Source organism: Paenibacillus sp. J22FR83 (genome assembly GCF_059691955.1).
The window spans coordinates 142894-163064 of record NZ_JCAUAM010000014.1 but is presented as its reverse complement, the minus strand read 5'-3'; the positions used below and the strand labels follow the sequence as shown (position 1 = coordinate 163064).

Below are 20171 nucleotides of genomic sequence, written 5' to 3'. Positions count from 1 at the left end.
GGTTGGAATGACAACCCGTTTCTCCACTTGGAAGGTTAAAAGATGAAGTGAGGTTATTATGAAAACAAAAGGTACATCTGGCTCCGCGCCAGGTAAACATAGAGGTAGGGCAGGTTCCGCAGGGAATAAAGGGAAAAAAGAAGTTCCCGCTTGGATGGCAGGCTTGCCTGTGCAGGTCGGGCAGCAATACGAGGCTGAGATCATTGGGATCAGCCATGATGGTGAAGGGGTAGGCCGTGTGAATGGCTTTACCCTTTTTGTCGCGGGGGCGCTGCCGGGTGAGCGTGCACTTGTCAGAGTAGGACATCTGAAAAAGCAGTATGGATATGCTTCTTTGGTGGAACTGCTTGAGAAGAGTGCGGATCGCATTGCTCCCGACTGTGTGATTTATGATGAGTGCGGCGGCTGTCAGCTGCAGCATTTGAGTTATGAGGCGCAGCTTCGGGTGAAGCGGCAGCAGGTCGTGGATAATTTGGTGCGGATTGGGAAGTTGCAGGTTGCGGGGGAAAACAGTGAAGGAATCGTTGTTCATCCCACGCTAGGAATGAACGATCCGTGGAGATATCGGAACAAGGCTCAGGTTCCATTTGGGGAAGAGCAGGGCGGCCTCATCGGCGGATTCTATGCGCAGGGCAGCCATCGTATCATTGATATGGAGGCTTGTCTCATTCAACATGAGGCGAACGATGAAGTCGTTGCACGTGTAAAAGAGATCGGCTCGCGCTTAGGCATTCGCGCTTATAGTGAAGAGACGGGGACTGGGCTGCTACGCCACGTCGTCGTCAAAGTCGGCTTCCGCACGGGCGAAGTCATGGTCGTTTTGGTGACCAATGGGACGGAAATTCCGCGTGTGGATGAATGGATTGCTGGCATTCGCGAGGCTCTGCCTGCGGTGAAGAGCATTTGCCATAACATTAATGTGAGGCAGACCAATGTTATTTTTGGGGATGAGACGCGCACCCTGTGGGGCAGCGAGGTCATCTATGACTATATCGGCGATGTGAAATTTGCCATTTCCGCACGATCCTTCTTTCAAGTGAACCCCCTCCAGACGGAAGTCTTGTACGGGAAGGCACTGGAGTACGCCGCTCTGACAGGCGGCGAAACGGTCGTCGATGCCTACTGCGGCATCGGCACGATTTCCCTGTTCCTGGCGCAGCGCGCGGGACAGGTGTACGGCGTCGAGATCGTCGAAGAGGCGATCTCGGATGCACGCAAGAATGCCGAGTTAAACGGCATGACGAACGTGCACTTCGAGGCAGGACCCGCCGAGGTTGTCCTGCCGCAGTGGACACGTCAGGGCGTCCGGCCTGACGTGATCGTGGTCGACCCGCCGCGCAAGGGCTGCGACCCGGCGCTGCTGGCGACCATCCTCGAGCTGCGGCCGCGGCGCGTGGTGTACGTGTCGTGCTCCGCATCGACACTCGCACGCGACCTGCGCGTGCTGGTCGATGGTGGGTACGGCGTCGCGGAGGTGACGCCGGTGGATATGTTTCCGTGGACGGTGCATGTTGAATGTGTAGTGTCAACATACCTTGTTGACAAATAATTGGGAACACCTAGACCGATTGGAAACATTGATTACCTATATTGAAGTTGGAGATGCGTACCACAGCTAACCCAGAAACTTTTATCTCCGATCTTGTAGACGAAATTTGATTTACTTTAATCATGGACGAGGGTAATGTTATCGCTGTAAGCCTGAATACTTCATACTAGCAAATAAGGGTGATCTCCATGTGGAGATCACCCTTATTTGCGGTAAGGATGAATGATGATTAGATCGCTAATACCCATAAAAAAGATCGTTGTTCCTTTAAATTCTTATAGTCCTTATCCGGGTTTTTAAAAAAGACAGCTGTCTGATTCTTTTCCTGACTCCGTATAGGGAGCTTCTTGTAGCTCTAAGAAATAAATGTTAAAATCAAACTGTATACATTTACATTATTTTACATTTTTAAAATTGAGTACATTCCGTTTCGTAGACTCTGGTCTTGCACGATGCAGGTGGTTCTAGCAATGGGGAAATGCAAAAATTCTAAGAATTTTGATCCGGAAGGGTGATAGGTAAATGGGAATCCAAAACAATAACAACGATTTACTTCAGGATTCTATAGACTTGATAGGTCTTTGGTCAGATTCCTGTTTACTTGAGAATCGTAAACCACAGCCGGACTTTGAGGGGATGTATCTAGCACTCCATTCGAATGGGAAGGGCTTCATAGAATGGGTTAAGCTATCCGCTGAAATCGTGATTACGTTTACTTGGTCACTGTCCGATGATCGTTTAAGCATCACTGGTATTGACCAGTACACCTATCAATGGGATATCAACCTTCCCAAAGGTGAGAGGGTGGTAACTCGCTCCAAGTCTACTTTTCAGGACTCCTTTCATATTCGTATGAGTACGGGCTTGTTAAGCGGTGGCACCCTGAAAGTGGAGACCTTGGAGCTATCCACCCCTATTTTGGGTTACCAAAACCAAAAGTTCGGTATGCTGGCTCGAGACATTAACGAATACCGTGCAGTGTTAAAGGGTGTTTGCCTAGAAGTCATTGACGCGGTTAAACAGTGAAACGAACTTAGTTCATAAGCGGTAGTTTTAACAGCTGTCTGAAAGTTTTCCCGATTATCCAGGGCGAGAAGCTTGTGTGCTAAAGACATTAATGCTAGAATGAATCATCAATTTACATTTATTTACTTTTATAGCATAATTATTTGTCTATTAAGGGGTTAACCATTATGAAATTTTACATTGCAGACACGCACTTCGGACATGAATCAGTTATCAGCATGTGTAACCGTCCGTTTTCTTCAACCGATGAGATGGACGCAGCACTTATCACAAATTGGAATAGTGTTGTATCACCGGATGATGAAGTCTACATCCTCGGTGACCTGATCTTCAGATCAAAGAACTCACCACATCACTATCTGGACCAATTAAAAGGTAAGAAGCACCTGATTCTTGGTAACCATGAAAAATGGAGACTTCAGGTCAAACTGACGGATTACTTTGAAACAGTGAATCAATATGATGAAATTGTGGATGAAGGTCGTCGCATTATTCTGTTCCATTACCCACTTGCTGAATGGGCAGCTTATTATCGCGACAGTTTACATATCTTCGGGCATATTCATAACAATCGAACGGGTGCAGCTTTTAAGTTTTACCGTAACCAACCGCGCATGTTAAATGCTGGCGTAGATATTAATCACTTTTATCCAGTAACCTTGGCACAGTTAATTGCCAACAACGAATCTTTCCGTCAACTTGAAAGCGGTTCCATTTAAATCGGGCATCTGATCGTCTCGAGATCCTTGCTAGGGTTTAACAGGCAGCATTAATAGTAGTCAGCACAAGGGTAAGCATGTTAAGGCTTCGGACGAGGATGTCGAAAAAAATCGACATCCTCTTTTATTTTCCGACCTGCAGCCGAGACAGAATTCAATTTTAGAAGGTTAAAATGCATACAAATTACAGTTAATAAGGAGGCGTGATCGTCAATGAGAGAAGAACTTGTAAATAGTCTTTTAGCTAGATTTCCTTGGGCAGCAAAGCCGTATAATTACGATTCCTCTTACACTGAATACGGTTTCCAACTTAGCGGTGACGGTTGGTATGACTTGCTAGTAAAACTCTTTACTGAAATTGAGGAGCTGTATATGATCAGAGGTCTTGAGGTGAATCTTGAGATTAGACAGATCAAGGAAATGTTTGGTGTTTTGGATGTTAATATTAGCAATGCGTTGGACGAAGTAGATGAATTAACTCACAAGTACGAAAAGTTGTCTAAAGTAGTTTGTTACGACTGTAGTGGGGTAGGGGTATTTCGGAGTGTCGGTCGGTGGTGGATAACAATGTGTGATCCTTGTGTAGAAAAGCTTAAACAAAAGCTAGAGGCAATGAATAACCAAGAGAAGGGTGTAAAGGAAGAACCGAAAGGACGGGATTAAAATATTAGGTGGTAATGACTGAATCATATTAAAAGGGGCATCTTGGAATATCGAGATGCCTTTAATTTTATGACTTACAAGAAAGCCGGTGGATGTTTTACTGTCGGCTCTTAATAAATAGCTAAATTATCGAGCAAGGAGGAAGAAGATATGTCAGATAACTTTAAGGAGATTCAAGCCGTTTCGGAAATTCGTAAAAGTGAGCAAAAGGGTCAAAACAACGATGGAGAGACACAAGTTCATATGACTACGGTTTATACAAGGAGTAAATCTGTTAAGAGAAACTTCTCTTTTGTAATCCGTGGTCTGTTAATCAGTTCAATGTTGGTAGGAGGTATTCTCGGTGGGGGTCATACATCTTCTGCAGCTGCATCTAACCCGAGCAACCAAGTAGTTGCCACGGTGCAACAAGTTCAGGCTGATTATGGGGAGGATGCAACACTGATTCTCAATTTAAAATTAGCTGTAAAGGTTTTAGAGGAAAAGGGGTTCAGCCTAGAGACTATCACTAACACGTTAAATGTGCTAAATGCTGTGGATGAAAGATTGTCCTCTGGTGATTTTGAGCGTAAAGATGAACTGAAGTCCGTAATCTCTGATGTATCAAAAGCCTTTGATGGGATATCCACGTTCCAAGGTGATAAAGCAGCCAGGGCTAAGCTTGCCAGTATAAAACAGAAACTTGGTATGTTGGATGGCTCCAGTTATGTTGTTCAATTGCCAGTTAGTAAGAAAAGCGCAGAGGTAACCATTCTGTCAGCACAATCACCTTCTGTAGAGATCAACGGTGTAAAGCAGACTTACGAGCAGCCACCTGTTAATGTGGATGGCTCAATCCTTGTCCCTTTAAGGGGTATATTTGAATCCCTAGGGGCAATAGTGAGTTGGGAAGATGCAACACAGACTGTAACTTCAACAAAAGGCTCGACAACGATTATCCTTCAAGTTGGTAAACCAACAGCAACCGTCAATGGTCAGGACATGAAACTGGCAGTCCCGGCACAACTTATAAATGGTAACACGATGGTTCCACTTCGATTCATTGGTGAGGCATTTGGTGGTAATGTGGAATGGGAGCCTGTAACCCAAACTGCTAGTATTGAAACGGTGAAGGATGCACTAAGCCCACAAAGTGAAACTGGTCAAATCGTGGGTAAAATTAAGGTTCAATACGGTAAGCACACATACGGAAGTAAGGATCAGGCTGAGTATAGTAAGGTAATTGAGATCGTCAACAGAGCTATTAAAGGGTTTGATGCTGTTGTCTTTGGTGGGGAACAGTATTCGGAGTTCTACAATAAGTATTTAGCTGGGGCAAGATGGTCAGGAGATACTCGGGATCGATCACTGCAAAACAGAGGTTTAAAGTCTGCTGAGAACAGTATTGGTGAGTTAGTACAGGCAGGTATCAGTAAAGACGAGATTATAAAAGTATATAAAATAATGATCATCGCTAACGATCTGTCAAAGGATAAGAATGATCCTGGAGACGGTTCTCCCTCCTCGGCAGCAGATAATTTGCTACATAACAGAAGCGACTGTGATGCCGAAGCTCAGGTTTATTCAGCTGTTTTTGATGCGGAGGGTTATAACACTTCAATTATTGGTGGAGCAAACCATGCACAGATACTAATTAAGATAGGCGATTCGTGGTTTACGACAGCAGCAGGTGCTTTTGAAAAGGTTGATGTGCAAAAGGCTTTGAAAGACGGATCAGCAATAGTATCTGACCCTACGTTTGGTAGATCAACTTTATAGCCCAGATGTGGGGTAATTCGGAGCGGTGTCTTTTGGGACATCGCTTTTTATTTTTTTAAGACTTCACATCAATTTGAGCACCTGTTAAGGGAAATAAAACACAGTATTTAAGGTTAGTTCTTATATTCAACCAAATGTTCGTATTAAGCAAAACAGAAGGAGGAGACAGAAAATGAAGAAGTTATTCCATTTGACTTTTACAACTTTGACTTTAGCTACAGTTATTTCAGCTTCACCAATCTTAGCAGCCGAAAGTCAACCTCAGCCAAGTATTAAGCCAGTTCCGATTGAAGCTGCAGTTACTTCTACACAAACACCGAAAGCTGTCTCTACTGAAACAGCTCCACTGATGCCAGTTACCGACAACACAAACAAAACAGTAACAAATGGCGTTCATTTGGCTGTTTTGTATCAGGCTCAGGCTTTTATCCCCGAATTCACGTTGGAGCTTTGGTCGGTATCGGATAACAAGATAATCAGCTCAGCAGTCGGGAACAGCAAAAACTACGATAAGACAAAAGGTGCTTATCATTTGGTCTTCAACCATCCCAATGGTTACAAACTTGGCGACCAACTTGCATTTATTCTTCGAAAAGCAGATGGCGTTGTAGAGCACATCAAATTCCGAAATGAGAAACCGAATGAAAAAGGGCAGTACAGTTTCAATGACCTTAAGGTTAATACGAGCTACTCATTCGGAATCGACAGTTTTACTTATTTCGAGGGTGAGGAAGGTAGCGAGAAGGCAATCAAAGATTTAACTGCGACAAGCCTTCATCCTTTAAAGGGGTCGTTAGAGACCAACAGCAAAAAAGTTGGTCTGTTGCTCCAAACAGAGTCCGGTGCACCACTTAAGAAAACTTCAGTAGATATTAAACTCCTAGATAACAAGGGAGCATTTAAACTAACTTCAGACGATGAAGGTATAATTTGGATCGACAGTAACAAGCTGACTTGGAAGTTTCTCATTTCATCTCCAGGCAAGGTAGTAAAGGGCTCCAATAAAGCTGAGGTTGAGCTCCCACAAACCTTTGTAACGGGACAGCAAAAAGTAGCAATCACAATTCCTGTGGTCTTCGAGAATGCAGTTGCCACCAACACAACTGAGTTAAAGGTGAACTTATCGCCAGTTGGTAACACGGATCTCAGTACATCTTGGGAGGAATTAGATGTCACCATAACGACTTTGGAAGGGGTATCGAGCTCATTTACCGTTACTTCAGACAACAGCAAGATCTCTGGTATTTCGAATGGGACTTACAAAGTGGCTGTTGAAGGTAAGTATGCGGATGCTTCCTTAAAGTCGGATTCTCTAACCATTAAAGATGGTTCGGGAATAATCAATGTTCAATTGAAGCCGAAGTATACACTTGAGATCAGCAAGGATAGTAAGCCGTTCAACTTCTCAGTTATCAATGTGGAAAGTATCGCTGATAAAAAATATGAAGGTAAGAACGCCATTTCCTTCGGGGTAACTCCAGGAGAATCCTTCTTGGTGAAAGACAACGATACTGGCAAGATCGAGACGATCTTCATTGATCCTAACTCTGAACAAACCAAAGTAGTCCTTGGAGCCGGTATCGTGTTTGGTGGATCAGTTACAATTCCGCATACAGGCGATCCAATCACTTGGTTATGGTTAGGCTTTTGTGCAACCCTAAGTTGTGCTATGGGAAGTCTAGTACTATTTAATAAGGGGAGGAAGAAAAATGGGATCTAAGAACAAAGCTTTAAAGGTTCTATTGGCTACAACACTTATAGCTTCTTCTTTATCGTTTGTAGCTCCAACAGTGACTAACGCAGCATCTGCAGGTGTAGGCGGGGTAAACGGATCGACTGGTGGCGCAACATCGGGAACCGCAGCAGGTGATTTTCAAACCTCAGATAGCGTAGCAGCATTGCAGGTAGGGTTTATTGCTAATCCCGATGGGCTACTAAGTGAAGTTGCTACTGTAGCTGATCTTGAAGATCCTTTCAAGTTTAGTCATGACCTTGAAAAGACAATGTTGTATATTGCCCCGAACAAGGTGTCAGACACCTTGTTCCGTAGGGAAGGCAGCGGTTTATTAGGTTATACCTCTAAAGATGGGGTGCTAAACCTTTACGGAAACAACCCATTGTATTCGGACAGCGAGGCAGGTTCAAGTCACAATGAGTTAATGAACAAGACTCTTGAATACGCAGATAATGCTGAGAAAAGCGCCAACTATTTTGAACAGGTCGTTGGTAGAGCACTTCTTAATATTGATCCCGAAAATCCTAATCGTAGCCTAGCTGGGACTGAAGGTAATCCCGTAGGTTCCACTTTGAAGTCGATACTTGAGCGTTACATCGTAAAAGATGGCACGCCAGATATCGATAGTGAAATTAATGAAGGTATGATTTTAGATGGGTATCTTGAGTTAATCAGGGAACGGGGCATTTTGACTGGTGATGAGTACACAGGCTTTGAAAGTCAGCTAAAATCTTCGTTTAAAGCAAATAAGCTGACTTTACTGTTTCAGACAGTAGTTGGTATTTCCGTAAAGGATGCCAGAGCCTACACAAGCCGAGATTTTGGGTTCATGCCTGCTCATGATGCAGCTAACTGGTATCTTGATATTCAAAAAGCAGCGAAGCCTACGAACGCAACAGTTCAAAACTTGAGTGAAAATCGCGAGGCTGAGGCAGTAACTAACGGTGGTGCATCCACCTCTGCTATGGGGGGGAATTCGCCGTATGCTGAAAATGGTAACCTGCCTTTTAGTTTCCGCACTTACATGCGTGATCTTTATAGTAAAACGTTGAAGCCAGTTTCCGAAGAGGTTGCGTTATCTGGTGACGTTTCCGTCAACCCATTCGGAGCATGGGGGTTCCAAAAATGGTCTGCGGGTAAATATGCGAACAACCCTGCAATCGAGGCAGAAGTCCATGTAACGGTAGTTGATAAGAACGGTAATCCGACTGGAGAGAATTTTACTGAGCCAGTAAAAGGTTGGTCCGAGAAGAACAACAAGCATTTGTCTGACCTAACTCAGTACGAGCAACAAGTTATTACAGATGGGATGTTGGTAAGTCATTTAGGTAAGTCTTATGAGATCATGCCAGAGGATGCAGCAAAGTTCGTATTGACCGACAAAAAGGATAACGAAAATCTTAATAAAGATAAACTTGTTATTGAAGAACAGGGAAAAGAAGGGTTCATTTCCGTACCTAATACTGGTTTCAGTGCATGGTCGATTGAGCTTGGATATGATGTTCCGAGTGCGGTAGATTTGAATAAGTACCTTGGTGGAGACGGGACTTCTTCTGTTGAGAACAAATACGCGAGTTCTGGTGGTTCCTCGAACGCTAAGATGACGTTGTTCGTGAAAGCCAAGGAGGATATCCCAGGTGAACCAATTGACGTTAAGCTCGATGTCCCACAATGGATGCTCACGAAGTATTGGTCAAACATTTCACCAAATGAAACAAATAAGTCTCAATTCGCATTGAGCCTTCCGTCAGAAACATTCCAAAATCCAAGGCTTTCACCATCTGGTAATTTAACATTTGGTTTAGTAGATCCAACATCGACACCTTGGGGGGTTAGCCGCGCCAAATTGTTCAATGATTCACCGACCAAGAATATCTCTCCTTACAGCACATCTGCTTCCTTTAATGAGGCTGGCGATTTACTTGCAATTAAGGATAACGGATCGGTATATAATACGAAGCTTGCTGACTGGGTAAATAATTTCAACCTATTCGGTGGCAAGATTGGCTCGGCAAGTAAAGGTGTAGTCGATGAAAAGTCTGTTGTGAAGAAAAGTTCCGAGTACGCATATGGGGTAAAAAGCCCATCATCGACCTATAATTACAGTGAAACTAGATGGAGTGAGTCGTGTGGCAAAACGGGATGTTGGTCTTATCCGTATACTTGGTCGGGAACAGCTTCCCAAAACACTCGTACAGCGGATTATTTTCTATCTGTAAACTTCAAGCACTATATTTCAAAAGATAGCCCTGCGACGAATAAGTTTGATCCGACTTCTGAATCCACAAACGGACTTTACTGGCAAACGAAGCAAAGTGAGGATTCATTCTCTGTCTATCCTGAGGTTGCCATGGGGTATGATGATGCTTCGGGTAACACATCCATCGCTTTCTCCGCAGGTGAAAAGGCAAGAGCGATTCAGCCAGTAAGCTACAATCAGGCAAAGTTTGTTGATTTAGAAGTTACTCCAACGGTATCTGGTATGAGTACCGCTACTGATTCGGCAGCTAAGGCATTGTCAACCCGTCTTAACTCCAACAAGGATGTAATTTATAAGGGATCTGCCACAACTAACAATTTCGATGTTAAGGGCGATCTTGAAATTAAGACATTCGCTTTGGATCTCGGCAGCTCGGCTTATAAGAACAGTTGGAATACTTCATCTTCGTATAATACAGATACAATTAACGATTCCTACTTGGCTGAGTATGCAACTAAGAACCAAGCTACAGGTAAATGGGAAGTAACATTCGACGCTAACGGCAAGTTCGTAATCAACGGCAAGGACTTTGGCGGTGTGACATCCAAGTTAACAGTTGAGGAAAAGTCGAATACTGTTAAGAGTCACATTCTCGAAGTACGTGGCGGTAAATTGGTGGGGTTAGATGGATCTCGGGATCTGAACAACCTTTCCCAAGAACTTAAGGATGCTCTTGAGCGTATGCACATTTCTACTGGCGATAATGTATTCAACACCTTCGAGTCGGGTAGCGGCGATAAGCTCACAGAAGCGAAGTTTGCTTCCCTAGCAGCCGCAGTTCGTGGATCGAATGATATCGCTGTGGGTAAAGGTTGGTATTCGGAGGATTCAACTTTGCTAATCGTGAGGGAGTATGTAACTAACTTCGCACTCCCACTCTTCGCCTATAGTGATGTGATTCCGATGCAGTTGACTCCTGACCTTGCAGTACCGGCGGATAAAACGAAATTCTTCAGTGTCGGCGTACCTGGCTTTACAAAGATCCAATTGAAAGCGGGTAACGCTCAAATGACTGCCGATAGCTCCACTGGTCAAATCGGGGTGCAGCAATCTCCGCAATTCATAGTGAGTAATGTATCGGTAATGGACACATTTGGCTCGGTTCAGTGATAGTGTAACCCCAAAAGAGAAGGTTTCCCTTAAAACGGGAGCCCTTTCTTTTTGTTTCCTGATAAGCTTTCCAAAATTTGAATTCAGAGTTAAGCTACAACCACTATTCTTGGGGAGGTCGCTTAAATGCCTAAACTGTCCGAATTAACGATATACAATAAGTTTCCGTGGAGCGTCCCAATCGTTCCAAACATCGATCCAAATGAGGGCTTCTATGATGTGCAGCCTTGGCAATTCCCGGAGCCTGTGCTTAAACTTATTGAGCAGATGTTTACCGAGGTCGAAGACTTCTTTAATTCGAGGAATTTGCCTATAGAGGTAGTCATCTATGAACTAAAGGAAGTCTTTGGTCGAATCGAAGTTTCGAGTTTGACCCCACATTTGGAGGTCACCGCTATCTTTCGTAAGTACACGGAGCTGTCAAAAGAACACTTCTATTAATGAGTTATGGAACTGGCATGAAAAATTGCAGCTTCTTTTTGTGTCTTGATTCTTTTATATAGCGGCGGAAGGGAATTCTGACTTTTTCTGGTTCTCCAAGCAGCTTGAAAACAATTACTAAACCAAAATCGATTTCAACACATTCTCACTAATCTAAAAGATAGTAGTAAGCAGAGAACTGCTCAAAAAGAAACTAAAATTCAACAGCAACAAACCAATCCACCACAACTCAACTCGCCCAGAGTTGAGTTTCTTTATTCCTCTCACTTCATTCCGACTCACCCAACCACCCGACCAGTTAGTAATCCATCCCAACATTCAGAATCATCCCTCATGAATCATGACATGAACATCCATATCAGGACATGAACCTCCAAAGGGGGAGTTGAAACAAAACACTTCAAGAGGTAGCAGACATTTAAGTGTAGGCAACCAAACAAATCAAATTGTTCATTGAAAATCGGATAGCTTCAAAAAGTCGAGATCTTGGGGATCTATCCTGATTTTTGGGGGAGTTGAAGCTCAATTGCTCAAGAGGTAGCAGACCTACCAATGTAAGCAAGCGTTCTTTGAAAACTGAGAAATGCCAATTCCCATACTGACGATTCAACCAAATACAATGTTGAACATCGCTCGGGTGGAGTTGAGAAAGTAATTCATGAAGTACGAGACATTCCTTATGTAAGCAACCATCCAAATCAGCCTAGGAGGGCAAACAATCATGACAACCAAAAAAGATGCAGAGAAGAACATTGAAGTGAAAAAGAAACTGAGTAAGGCTATGAGCGAAAATCTTGAGAAAGCCTTGAAGCGCTTTGATGTGAAATTGTTCTTGGACTGGTCTAAAGAGCTTGGGCAGAAGGTTTTGTATGTTGAAGTGAAAAGTAATTTGACTGGTGGGCAAATAACATTCCTCTTTAGCTTTTTCAAGACTAATGGGAATCAAGTTCTAAAGAAGCTGAACTTAATTGGTTCTGCCGATGGACATATCTATGAAGCTTTGCTTCTACACCTTGACGATCTTTACGACAAGTACGCTAATGGTGATCTTCCGATCCCGCAAACTGAAGTTTCCGAGAGTAACGTAAAGTCCTTTGAATGGGATGACCAAGTATCGTTGGGTCATGCAAGGTCAGTTGTAAGGGAGCTTTTATTAAAGGAGTCTAGGTTTGCTCGTCAATCCAAAAAGGATTTTGATAATAAGTGTCACCTAGGGGTAATTCTTGACGAAGAACAGGATGTGCCTGAGGGAACTAAAGTAGTCGGTTTCACTGGAACGGCTCTACAGGCAGTACTCAATCCGAGGGGGCGTATTCAATCGCAGAAGTATCGCCGCGAGATCTTAGGTGGTCTTGCTCACATCGGGGTATTGGATGCCGAAATTGTCGAGTACGACAGTGAAGATGAGGAATTCGAGCTTATCGAGGAAGAAGAAAATGCTACGCCAGAAATGGATTTGGTTGAGGTTGATGACGATGCAATAGTAAATGTTTCTCTCTATGGGAAGCCGATTACGGTAAAGGTCAGAGAGTTAAAAGAAAATGGTTTAACGGTTGAAAGTAAACAAGATGCTAAGAAGCCTAAGAAGAAAACGACAAAAATGCAGAAGAAAAGTAATGATTTGAGAAAACAGAGGCTTGGTGTTAAGTTCTACATCTTCCACTTTAGCCAAAAAATGCTAGAGGAGGTTTCCAATCATGTCGCAGCCTAAATTCACAATGTATTATGATTGCATCCGAAATCTACTGAATGGGGTTGAAGACCCCATTCCTACCCTCGGTGGGAAGAGCGCCCTGTTGAAGACGCTTATTCGGATCTTTGACCATTGCATATATGAGTACGACATGAACATCTTCGGAGATCTCTTCCTCGGAGGTAACAGATTCCACACACACTACAAGAACTACCGTATCGATCGAATTGGTAACGAAAAAGACCGAGGTCTAGTCAGTTTCTACAGAGCGATTCAAGATTCTACCCAGTTTAATTATCTGATCAGGGGTATCGGGGCTTACAGTAACCCAGGGTCTATAACTGAAAAAGATTTTGAAGACTTTGTAAAATGGAGACGCGCCCCCAGTACAGACGCATTAGACGCAGCGATCCTTACTTACGTGGTAAGCAAGTACAGCCGCGCAGCCAACCGGACAAGATTTTGTCAGTTAAAAGTTGATGAAGGGATCAACATTGGTAACCTGCGGAGGAAGTTGACTCCACTCACAAAGATATACAGAGATGTGGAATTTCTCAATAAGGGCTATAACGAGCCTTTTATAAAACTTAAGCACCGCGAGGATGCATTGATTTACTTGGACCCGCCATATTTAACAGATGTCGGAAAAATTACGAAGGAGACAGAAGACTACGAAGACAAGTTTTATACAACTGACCACATCATTATGTTAGACCGAGTCGTCTCAAAATCCTGCAGAGCGAAGGTTATCATCTCGAATTACTTTAACGAGATCTACAACGATTATGTAAGAAGAGGACTCCTCTACTGCTACTTCGTCGGCTTCGTTCATGTGAGTAGCTCAGGAACAGGTCGAAAGCGTCCTGAATTTATCTATACGAATTTTCCGCTCCCAGAGTACGTGCTTCCCCCAATCCCGCACGACTATCAGTATTACCTGTAAAGCCCCTCGGAGGGGTAGCCATACCTAAAATTCTTGGAGGTGTTTTGTATGTTGAAGGCTTGTCCCGAATTTAAGAATGCGTATGTGATAAATGATGAGATTTATTTACTAGATTTCAATCCAAAGCGAATAGCTGTCAAATTGACCGAGGTTGGTAAAACCCAAGCTATTGTTCTGTATTTACAGCTTCAAGTTGACGTTTTTGTCGCAGAGATGTACATCAGCGCGGAAACACGTAATGGTAAACGTATTCGATCTTTTAGAAAACAGGTCGAAGCGTACATAGCTGCTCATGCGATGAACGAGGAGTCATTCCCAAGGTGGTTTGCTGTTTTGCAACTGATCGACAAGATGGAATCTAAATATAGAGGATGGGGTATTGGATTGGAAGCCAGGACGCATTTAGACGTAAACAACCAACGGTTTCACTTGAGATGCAAGTAATTTATTGACATATAATGCGCACAGCGCATCCTTGTCGGGGTATCGAAGCCCCCAACCACAAAATAACCGGCGTTAAGCCGCAGGAGGAAACTGAACATGATTAAGAAATCTACCACTATTGAAAATGGTTATGAAGTTGATGGGCAAGTGTATGTATTAGATTTTAATCCTGAAGAATATAAAACATCATGTCCAGTTGTTAAGATACACATGAGAAGTTTATTCAGTACGCTCAATAGAAAGGGTATAACTGAAAAGAATAAGTATAAGGCTATTTACAACTCTATCTTAGCAGGGAAAGTAAAATCGGGAGATGAGTTTATAAATGATATTGAAGATTTTATGACTGACTTCCGTTCATATTTCAATACACAATGCCTTAAGAATATTAAGGACTTTCTCAATTGGTTTCCAATCATACAACTGGTTGAAAAGGTTGTAGGATATATTAAGTCAAATATCAGTTTGAGTGCTACTTATAGTCCAACTTTAATTTACAATTTCAAAATCGATGATGATTCGTTTGATGATTTAGAGGATGGGGAAATCGTCTTCGAATTCGCCCTCTAAGCCCCCTCACTCCCGTTGGAGCGTTCATCGGTTCTGGACGCTCCAACCCCTTGCTCAAATCGCCGGACATGCGGCTCAAAATCGATCCGTTCGTCTTGCCCTAACCCCGCCTAGGGATTTTTGTCATTATATTGCGCTTAAAACGCTATTTCGGTAATTAACACCCGACCGAAGGGTGGTCTTATTCATCGAATGTTTATTCCCCTGTAGCTACGTCACACTCTAACCGATATTATTGGTGTGAGGGGTGTGAGAAAGTGATTACATTCAGCGTTAACGAGAGAAGATTCCATGAGGAAGACTATGCGAAAATTGCTCGCCTGTTAAAGGAGCTTAATGACCTAAACGCGAAGGGTCTTAAAACTTCTGATTATGCTGATTATAAAAGAGATGCCATAAGCAAGTTGGTCAGCGACCTCTTAGAAAATAAGATGAAAGAGGATGTCAAGAGTCTTATTAACTACGGTGAGCGAGAAACCATTGAAGAAGTTATAGGTAAGTCCAGAGTACAAATCGGGAAGAATAAAATACCTCATGTGAGGATAGACAAATCCATCTACTCAGAAGATGGATCTGAACAGAGTTTTCAACTGTCTGACCGTAACGCATCGGTGGAAGATAAAGTAATTGCTAAGAGAGAGCGAGAATTTAACTTCAAGGTGCTCCGTATCGTGGAGGCTCACCTCAAACAAATGGGGGAATCCTTGATCAAAGTTATCGATCCTCTAGTCGATGCGGTAGTGGTTCAGACAAAAAAAGAAGTCAAAAATCCGATTGTAACGAAAAAATTCGTTTCCGAGCAGAAAGCAGCTCGAGAGTTTGTCAAAAAGTATAACAACTGTCTAGCAGATATCAGAGTTGAGCCTGATGGAACAGCACTAACCGAAGAAGTGATCCTCTACTTGGAAGAGAACACGCTTCTCGATTTGATTGGTAAAATTTATAAAGACAAGTTTATTGAGAGTACTTCGAATAGGCAAACGTAAGTCTGAGCCTACTTTTAAATACACAGTAACGACTAATGTCTAAAATCCCCGATCCGCATACCTGATATTGCTTCGGGGTATCGTAGAAGAACACATCAACCCTATTACGGCGAGGCTTTCCAACCGTTTTGTCGATAACTTGTCAGTAAGTATTAAGCAGGGGTAGCACTTGGACAAGTCCCTTTATAAGCACACAAAGAGAGCAGCCGTTCACGGCTGCTCTCTTTGTGTTTGCAGTCAAACTGTGCCTATAAGTTGTGGTTACACGCACAACATATGCCCCGATCCTGTCCAATAGACTTTGTCCCGCGACTAAGCAATAAACTTATTACCTACGTAATAAACGAAACCGATGAGTTATTACCTGCTTAATAACAAAGACAGTTTTGACGAGAAGGGTTTCTTCTATGCAGACACACCCGCCCACCCAGGCAGAATGAACAGTTTTGTCGCAAAGAGAGCAGCCGTGTGATAAGTAGTTGCTATTTTTTGGAGAAATTAGCCAATTTGAACGTAGGGTTTTTATCAACTTTTGTCGAAATTATACTTGATCAACCTTACTGAGGAGGCACTAATTTGGCTTTTGATCAATTAATGACATGGAAAACCGGAGAATTGAAAAGACTCAATATCGATGAAATTCGGCAGCTTGAGAAGTTAATATACGAATTTCCTTATAAGGTTTACTGTTCTCTAGATGAGAAGATTGAAAACAAGAAACCAACGATTTTCCTTGTTGTATATGTCAGTGTGGAAACAAATCATGTCATAATGGTCGATCAGTCTAATCAAATAGATTCAACTATTAATCTTAATGACGAAGATATTAAAAATGGATATCATGAATTAATTGATGTTGGTATCATTGAGCATTTTCCTTTTGCTTTCTATGTGATGTCTTAGAGAGAGGTAAATAAATGAGTCGGAAAAAACGACGAGTTAAAGCCGCATTATTCGATCCAACTCGCAGCATTCTGGTTCAAGCCACACCAGAAGAGCATGTAAGACAAGAGCTTGTTCAAATTCTTATTGAAAAAATGGATGTTCCTATTGAAGCTATAACAACGGAATATCCGTTAAATCATGTTGACTCCAGTACATTATTGAGAGCAGACGTGGTTGTTTGGTTTAGAGAGAATCGACATGATCACGATAAGCCTTTAATTGTATTTGAAGTAAAGGCACCTCATGTAGAAATTACGGATCAGACCCTTAGTCAAGCACTCTCATACCAAGAAATCCTACAGTGTCCTTATATCGGGGTAACCAACGGAAGTCATACAGCAATTTATGAGGTCAATCTGAATGGTGAAGTCAAATTACTCGCGGACGATCTATACTCGTATGAAAATTTTATTGGTAAGAATGTGATATATGCAAATAACTCGTTGAGGATGAGAAGACTCAATTATTTGGAAGTCAATTACAAGAAATATCATTCATTCCTTATAAACGAGGGATACATTGGTGAAGATACTTCACCCGAACTCCATCCTTTCATGGCAGAACTCCAAAATATGCTGATGGTCGAGGAAATATCATCCAAATTACCCTTGAGTAAATATGGAATAACGATCAAAGAGGATATTTCGTATAGCTATTTGACGTACGGTAATGCAGCAGGGGGTAATTTCACTGGATATTATCGAGGTTTTGTAGTCGAAGATCTTGATGGCAATGAGCAAATTTATCGATTAGCGGTGTTTGGAACGGGTGCAACTAAAGATCACCCTATGTTTGGAAACAGAAAAGGACGCACGGCGCTCTTTGTGTCGATCGACCACCATATAAACGGTGCACATAACGCACTTCAACTAAATTTAGACCGTTCACTTGTTAAAACTACTGGCAACGAGACCTGTCGCATTTTACATGATGGGAAAATGACGGTCAACAAGGGAGCAAGAAAGAAGCAAGAAGTCCTTGACTTTATGGCTCAGCATGGTGACTTCTTAATTTCTGACGAAAAGATTGATCTCGGGTATTTGCCAACTAATCGCAGTATTTCTTGGGACGATGCCAAAGAGTTCATTTTCCGCTTGTTCTTCTATGCGACATTACGTGAGAAACTCCGCACTAAAATCGCACCTAAGAAGAACAAGTCGAAGTCGAAGCGTCGGGTAGTTAAGAAGCTAATGTGATATGCGCTCGCTGTAATCAGTGGTAATCGGATGGAGGTCGAAAGTATGAGTAATAGTATAAGGGCAAGCAAGCTTCTTGAGTTCATTAAGACTCTTGAGGGGTTTGAAATTCAGACCGAAATCGATTCATATGAGCATATGGGTGCTTTAATCGTCGATGCAGTTCTCCAATCGGGAATAAAGTATGAGACAGTGGTAAAACCCCGAGCTGAGCGTATTCGAGATAATTACCCTGAAGCTTCAACTACATCGGGCTTTTTAAAATTACTCAGCCGAGAGCCGGCTACAAGACTGTTAAACTTTGAGGGTGACAAGGCGATAAGAGTACTTGAGGTCACTTCCTTCTTCCGGTATGAAAAAGTTGAGACAGTGGTGGATTTGAGGAACTGGCTATCCAATGACGGTAATAGAGTGAAATTGATGAAAATCAGTGGTATTAAAGATAAAACAGCGGACTACTTCAAAATACTTGCAGGGTTTGAAACCAATGCTGTTGATCGTCACTTAATGAACTTTCTTAAGGAAGCTGGTATTCATTTTATTAGTTATATGGATGTCCAGGATACGATCAATGCCACCGCTGACCTGTTAGGAGTTCCTAAATCTCATTTTGATCATAGCATCTGGAAATACATGTCCGAAAGGCGTAAATAGCAAAGAGAGCAGCCGCCGTGGTAAGCAGCTGCTTTCTTTTTATGTAAAAGGGGCGAAATCGCCGCCCTGGGATAAGCTGTGGTTTCACTCAACAGCATATGCGCGGCGTTCTGTCCATTTACCTTGTCTCAACAAATAATTAAAGGCTTTTTAAGTTATTTTAATCCCTTTTAACCCGTTTTAAGATATTTTAAGCCATTTTAAGCCCCTTGTTACTACTTAGGTAATAACTGAAAAGTGTTGGTTAACACCTACGTAATAATCTTAAGAGGGGGCATAGGGGGTAGAGGTTAGGCATCACCAGTTGTAATTCGCCCAGAGTTTTGATTTTTTTTTTATCAACCTAATCCGTGTACCCGTGCAGACAGCTTATTTTTCCAGAGTTAACAACCGGTAGCCGAGTATTTGTCCCAAAGCCATTTCAGTAACTCCCATTTTTCCTCCGATCCCCTCCGTTAGGGTAGCCCTCGTAAGCTCCTGCCAATTGCTAACTATCCCTATCGTCGCTACGGCTCTCACAATGCCACTTACGGATCGTTTCAGCCTTCTCAGGTCTATTTGCTCGTCCTCGCTTCCCTTGTCTCGATTAAGGGGTCTTTGGTGGCTTAACGGTGTTAAGTATTTTTGTAAAAAAAGTTCGTAAATTATATATAAAATACGTTAATTTACTTGTATTTACGTACTATTCATGGTATTATAAATACAAGTAAAGGATTTCAAAAATCTTAAAAAGGTCGGTGCTTAATATGGTAGATTTCACAAATTCAACTCTTTGCCTTACTGGTTTTTTATTCGTAGTATCTTTCCTTAGAACTTTAGCGATGACTACGGATAATGGAAATTCGATGTTGGTTAGAAAGGTGTCAGGAGTTGCTTCTGGGGTATCTTTCGTAACTTTCTTAATGATATCTGCAGCTATTTACTAAGAGAGGGGTCTTGGACTTCATGAAACTTGGTTATGTCCGTGCAAGAACATTTAAGGAAATTGAAGCATTTAGAAAAGAAGCCAAAGTTGATAAACTTTTCGTAGATCTTGTTGATGAGTACGGTAATCCAAACGGTAACAAACTCGATGTAATGCTTGAGCAATTAAAAGCTGAGGACATTATCGTAATCAAGGGGTTCAGTCAGGTAGCAAACTCAATAGACGAACTGGATAAGCTGATATCCACACTTAGAAACAAAAGTGCAAATATAGAACTTCTCGATGAAGAAGATGGTGGAGTATTGCTTCCTGATGAAGCTTATAGAGTTTTTACTTACACTAAAAACTTCATTTCTCAGAAGGAAGCTATCGTGGCTCGTAAAGTAGGACGCAAAGCTTTGGAATACCCAGTTAACTTTTACGAAGTCTACATCGATTTTGAAGACAAAAAACTGAAAGCTGATGAAGCTTTTGTAAAACTTGGATTGAAAAACAAAGCAAGATTCTACGAATTGGTCAAACTGTTCAAAGCTTAAACATTAAAGGAGGAGAAA

17 protein-coding genes are annotated in these 20171 nt (G+C 42.3%); all 17 read left to right on the top strand.

Annotated features, from left to right (window positions below; genetic code table 11):
* Positions 1-58 precede the first annotated feature (58 nt).
* The 17 genes from rlmD to AC58PV_RS24560 all read left to right on the top strand — a co-directional run bounded on the left by rlmD (position 59) and on the right by AC58PV_RS24560 (position 20153).
* On the top strand, positions 59-1549 hold the full coding sequence (gene rlmD / locus AC58PV_RS24640; protein ID WP_497435205.1) for a 23S rRNA (uracil(1939)-C(5))-methyltransferase RlmD: 1491 nt from the start codon (positions 59-61) through the stop codon (positions 1547-1549).
* Positions 1550-2071: 522 nt separating this feature from the next.
* Entirely contained in the window at positions 2072-2575 is a 504-nt protein-coding gene (locus AC58PV_RS24635) for a hypothetical protein (RefSeq protein ID WP_497435203.1), read from the top strand.
* A gap of 167 nt (positions 2576-2742) precedes the next feature.
* On the top strand, positions 2743-3294 hold the full coding sequence (locus AC58PV_RS24630) for a hydrolase (protein WP_497435202.1): 552 nt from the start codon (positions 2743-2745) through the stop codon (positions 3292-3294).
* A 213-nt stretch (positions 3295-3507) separates the two neighbouring features.
* Positions 3508-3957: a hypothetical protein gene (locus tag AC58PV_RS24625; protein ID WP_497435201.1), complete on the top strand. Its 450-nt coding sequence runs from the start codon at positions 3508-3510 to the stop codon at positions 3955-3957.
* Positions 3958-4107: 150 nt separating this feature from the next.
* Positions 4108-5715, top strand: a complete 1608-nt coding sequence (locus AC58PV_RS24620) for a stalk domain-containing protein (protein ID WP_497435199.1) — start codon at positions 4108-4110, stop codon at positions 5713-5715.
* A gap of 172 nt (positions 5716-5887) precedes the next feature.
* Positions 5888-7435, top strand: coding sequence for a hypothetical protein (locus AC58PV_RS24615; RefSeq protein ID WP_497435198.1), 1548 nt, complete (start codon positions 5888-5890; stop codon positions 7433-7435).
* Positions 7425-10820 carry a hypothetical protein gene (locus tag AC58PV_RS24610; RefSeq protein ID WP_497435197.1) on the top strand — a complete coding sequence of 1132 codons (3396 nt, stop codon included), beginning with the start codon at positions 7425-7427 and terminating at the stop codon, positions 10818-10820. Before AC58PV_RS24615 ends, AC58PV_RS24610 begins: the two co-directional genes overlap by 11 nt.
* Positions 10821-10946: 126 nt before the next feature.
* On the top strand, positions 10947-11261 hold the full coding sequence (locus tag AC58PV_RS24605; protein ID WP_497435196.1) for a hypothetical protein: 315 nt from the start codon (positions 10947-10949) through the stop codon (positions 11259-11261).
* Positions 11262-11982: 721 nt separating this feature from the next.
* Entirely contained in the window at positions 11983-12972 is a 990-nt protein-coding gene (locus tag AC58PV_RS24600; protein ID WP_497435194.1) for a hypothetical protein, read from the top strand.
* Complete coding sequence (locus AC58PV_RS24595; RefSeq protein ID WP_497435193.1) at positions 12959-13897, top strand: DNA adenine methylase; 939 nt, start codon at positions 12959-12961, stop codon at positions 13895-13897. Before AC58PV_RS24600 ends, AC58PV_RS24595 begins: the two co-directional genes overlap by 14 nt.
* A 48-nt stretch (positions 13898-13945) precedes the next feature.
* Positions 13946-14341, top strand: a complete 396-nt coding sequence (locus AC58PV_RS24590) for a hypothetical protein (RefSeq protein ID WP_497435192.1) — start codon at positions 13946-13948, stop codon at positions 14339-14341.
* Between the two features lie 96 nt (positions 14342-14437).
* Complete coding sequence (locus AC58PV_RS24585; protein ID WP_497435191.1) at positions 14438-14911, top strand: hypothetical protein; 474 nt, start codon at positions 14438-14440, stop codon at positions 14909-14911.
* A gap of 257 nt (positions 14912-15168) precedes the next feature.
* Positions 15169-15897, top strand: coding sequence for a hypothetical protein (locus tag AC58PV_RS24580; protein ID WP_497435189.1), 729 nt, complete (start codon positions 15169-15171; stop codon positions 15895-15897).
* A 576-nt stretch (positions 15898-16473) separates the two neighbouring features.
* Complete coding sequence (locus AC58PV_RS24575; protein ID WP_497435188.1) at positions 16474-16800, top strand: hypothetical protein; 327 nt, start codon at positions 16474-16476, stop codon at positions 16798-16800.
* Positions 16801-16814: 14 nt separating this feature from the next.
* Positions 16815-18038: a type I restriction enzyme HsdR N-terminal domain-containing protein gene (locus tag AC58PV_RS24570; protein WP_497435187.1), complete on the top strand. Its 1224-nt coding sequence runs from the start codon at positions 16815-16817 to the stop codon at positions 18036-18038.
* 45 nt (positions 18039-18083) lie between these two features.
* Positions 18084-18692, top strand: a complete 609-nt coding sequence (locus AC58PV_RS24565) for a DUF8548 family protein (protein ID WP_497435186.1) — start codon at positions 18084-18086, stop codon at positions 18690-18692.
* A gap of 945 nt (positions 18693-19637) precedes the next feature.
* A complete protein-coding gene (locus AC58PV_RS24560; protein ID WP_497435184.1) occupies positions 19638-20153 on the top strand; it encodes a hypothetical protein in 516 nt (171 codons plus the stop codon).
* The last annotated feature ends 18 nt before the right edge of the window (positions 20154-20171 follow it).

Bases quoted from the DNA above. Each gene is read 5' to 3' on its own strand.
- rlmD (WP_497435205.1), top strand. From the start codon at position 59: ATGAAAACAAAAGGTACATCTGGCTCCGCGCCAGGTAAACATAGAGGT.
- AC58PV_RS24635 (WP_497435203.1), top strand. From the start codon at position 2,072: ATGGGAATCCAAAACAATAACAACGATTTACTTCAGGATTCTATAGAC.
- AC58PV_RS24630 (WP_497435202.1), top strand. From the start codon at position 2,743: ATGAAATTTTACATTGCAGACACGCACTTCGGACATGAATCAGTTATC.
- AC58PV_RS24625 (WP_497435201.1), top strand. From the start codon at position 3,508: ATGAGAGAAGAACTTGTAAATAGTCTTTTAGCTAGATTTCCTTGGGCA.
- AC58PV_RS24620 (WP_497435199.1), top strand. From the start codon at position 4,108: ATGTCAGATAACTTTAAGGAGATTCAAGCCGTTTCGGAAATTCGTAAA.
- AC58PV_RS24615 (WP_497435198.1), top strand. From the start codon at position 5,888: ATGAAGAAGTTATTCCATTTGACTTTTACAACTTTGACTTTAGCTACA.
- AC58PV_RS24610 (WP_497435197.1), top strand. From the start codon at position 7,425: ATGGGATCTAAGAACAAAGCTTTAAAGGTTCTATTGGCTACAACACTT.
- AC58PV_RS24605 (WP_497435196.1), top strand. From the start codon at position 10,947: ATGCCTAAACTGTCCGAATTAACGATATACAATAAGTTTCCGTGGAGC.
- AC58PV_RS24600 (WP_497435194.1), top strand. From the start codon at position 11,983: ATGACAACCAAAAAAGATGCAGAGAAGAACATTGAAGTGAAAAAGAAA.
- AC58PV_RS24595 (WP_497435193.1), top strand. From the start codon at position 12,959: ATGTCGCAGCCTAAATTCACAATGTATTATGATTGCATCCGAAATCTA.
- AC58PV_RS24590 (WP_497435192.1), top strand. From the start codon at position 13,946: ATGTTGAAGGCTTGTCCCGAATTTAAGAATGCGTATGTGATAAATGAT.
- AC58PV_RS24585 (WP_497435191.1), top strand. From the start codon at position 14,438: ATGATTAAGAAATCTACCACTATTGAAAATGGTTATGAAGTTGATGGG.
- AC58PV_RS24570 (WP_497435187.1), top strand. From the start codon at position 16,815: ATGAGTCGGAAAAAACGACGAGTTAAAGCCGCATTATTCGATCCAACT.
- AC58PV_RS24565 (WP_497435186.1), top strand. From the start codon at position 18,084: ATGAGTAATAGTATAAGGGCAAGCAAGCTTCTTGAGTTCATTAAGACT.
- AC58PV_RS24560 (WP_497435184.1), top strand. From the start codon at position 19,638: ATGAAACTTGGTTATGTCCGTGCAAGAACATTTAAGGAAATTGAAGCA.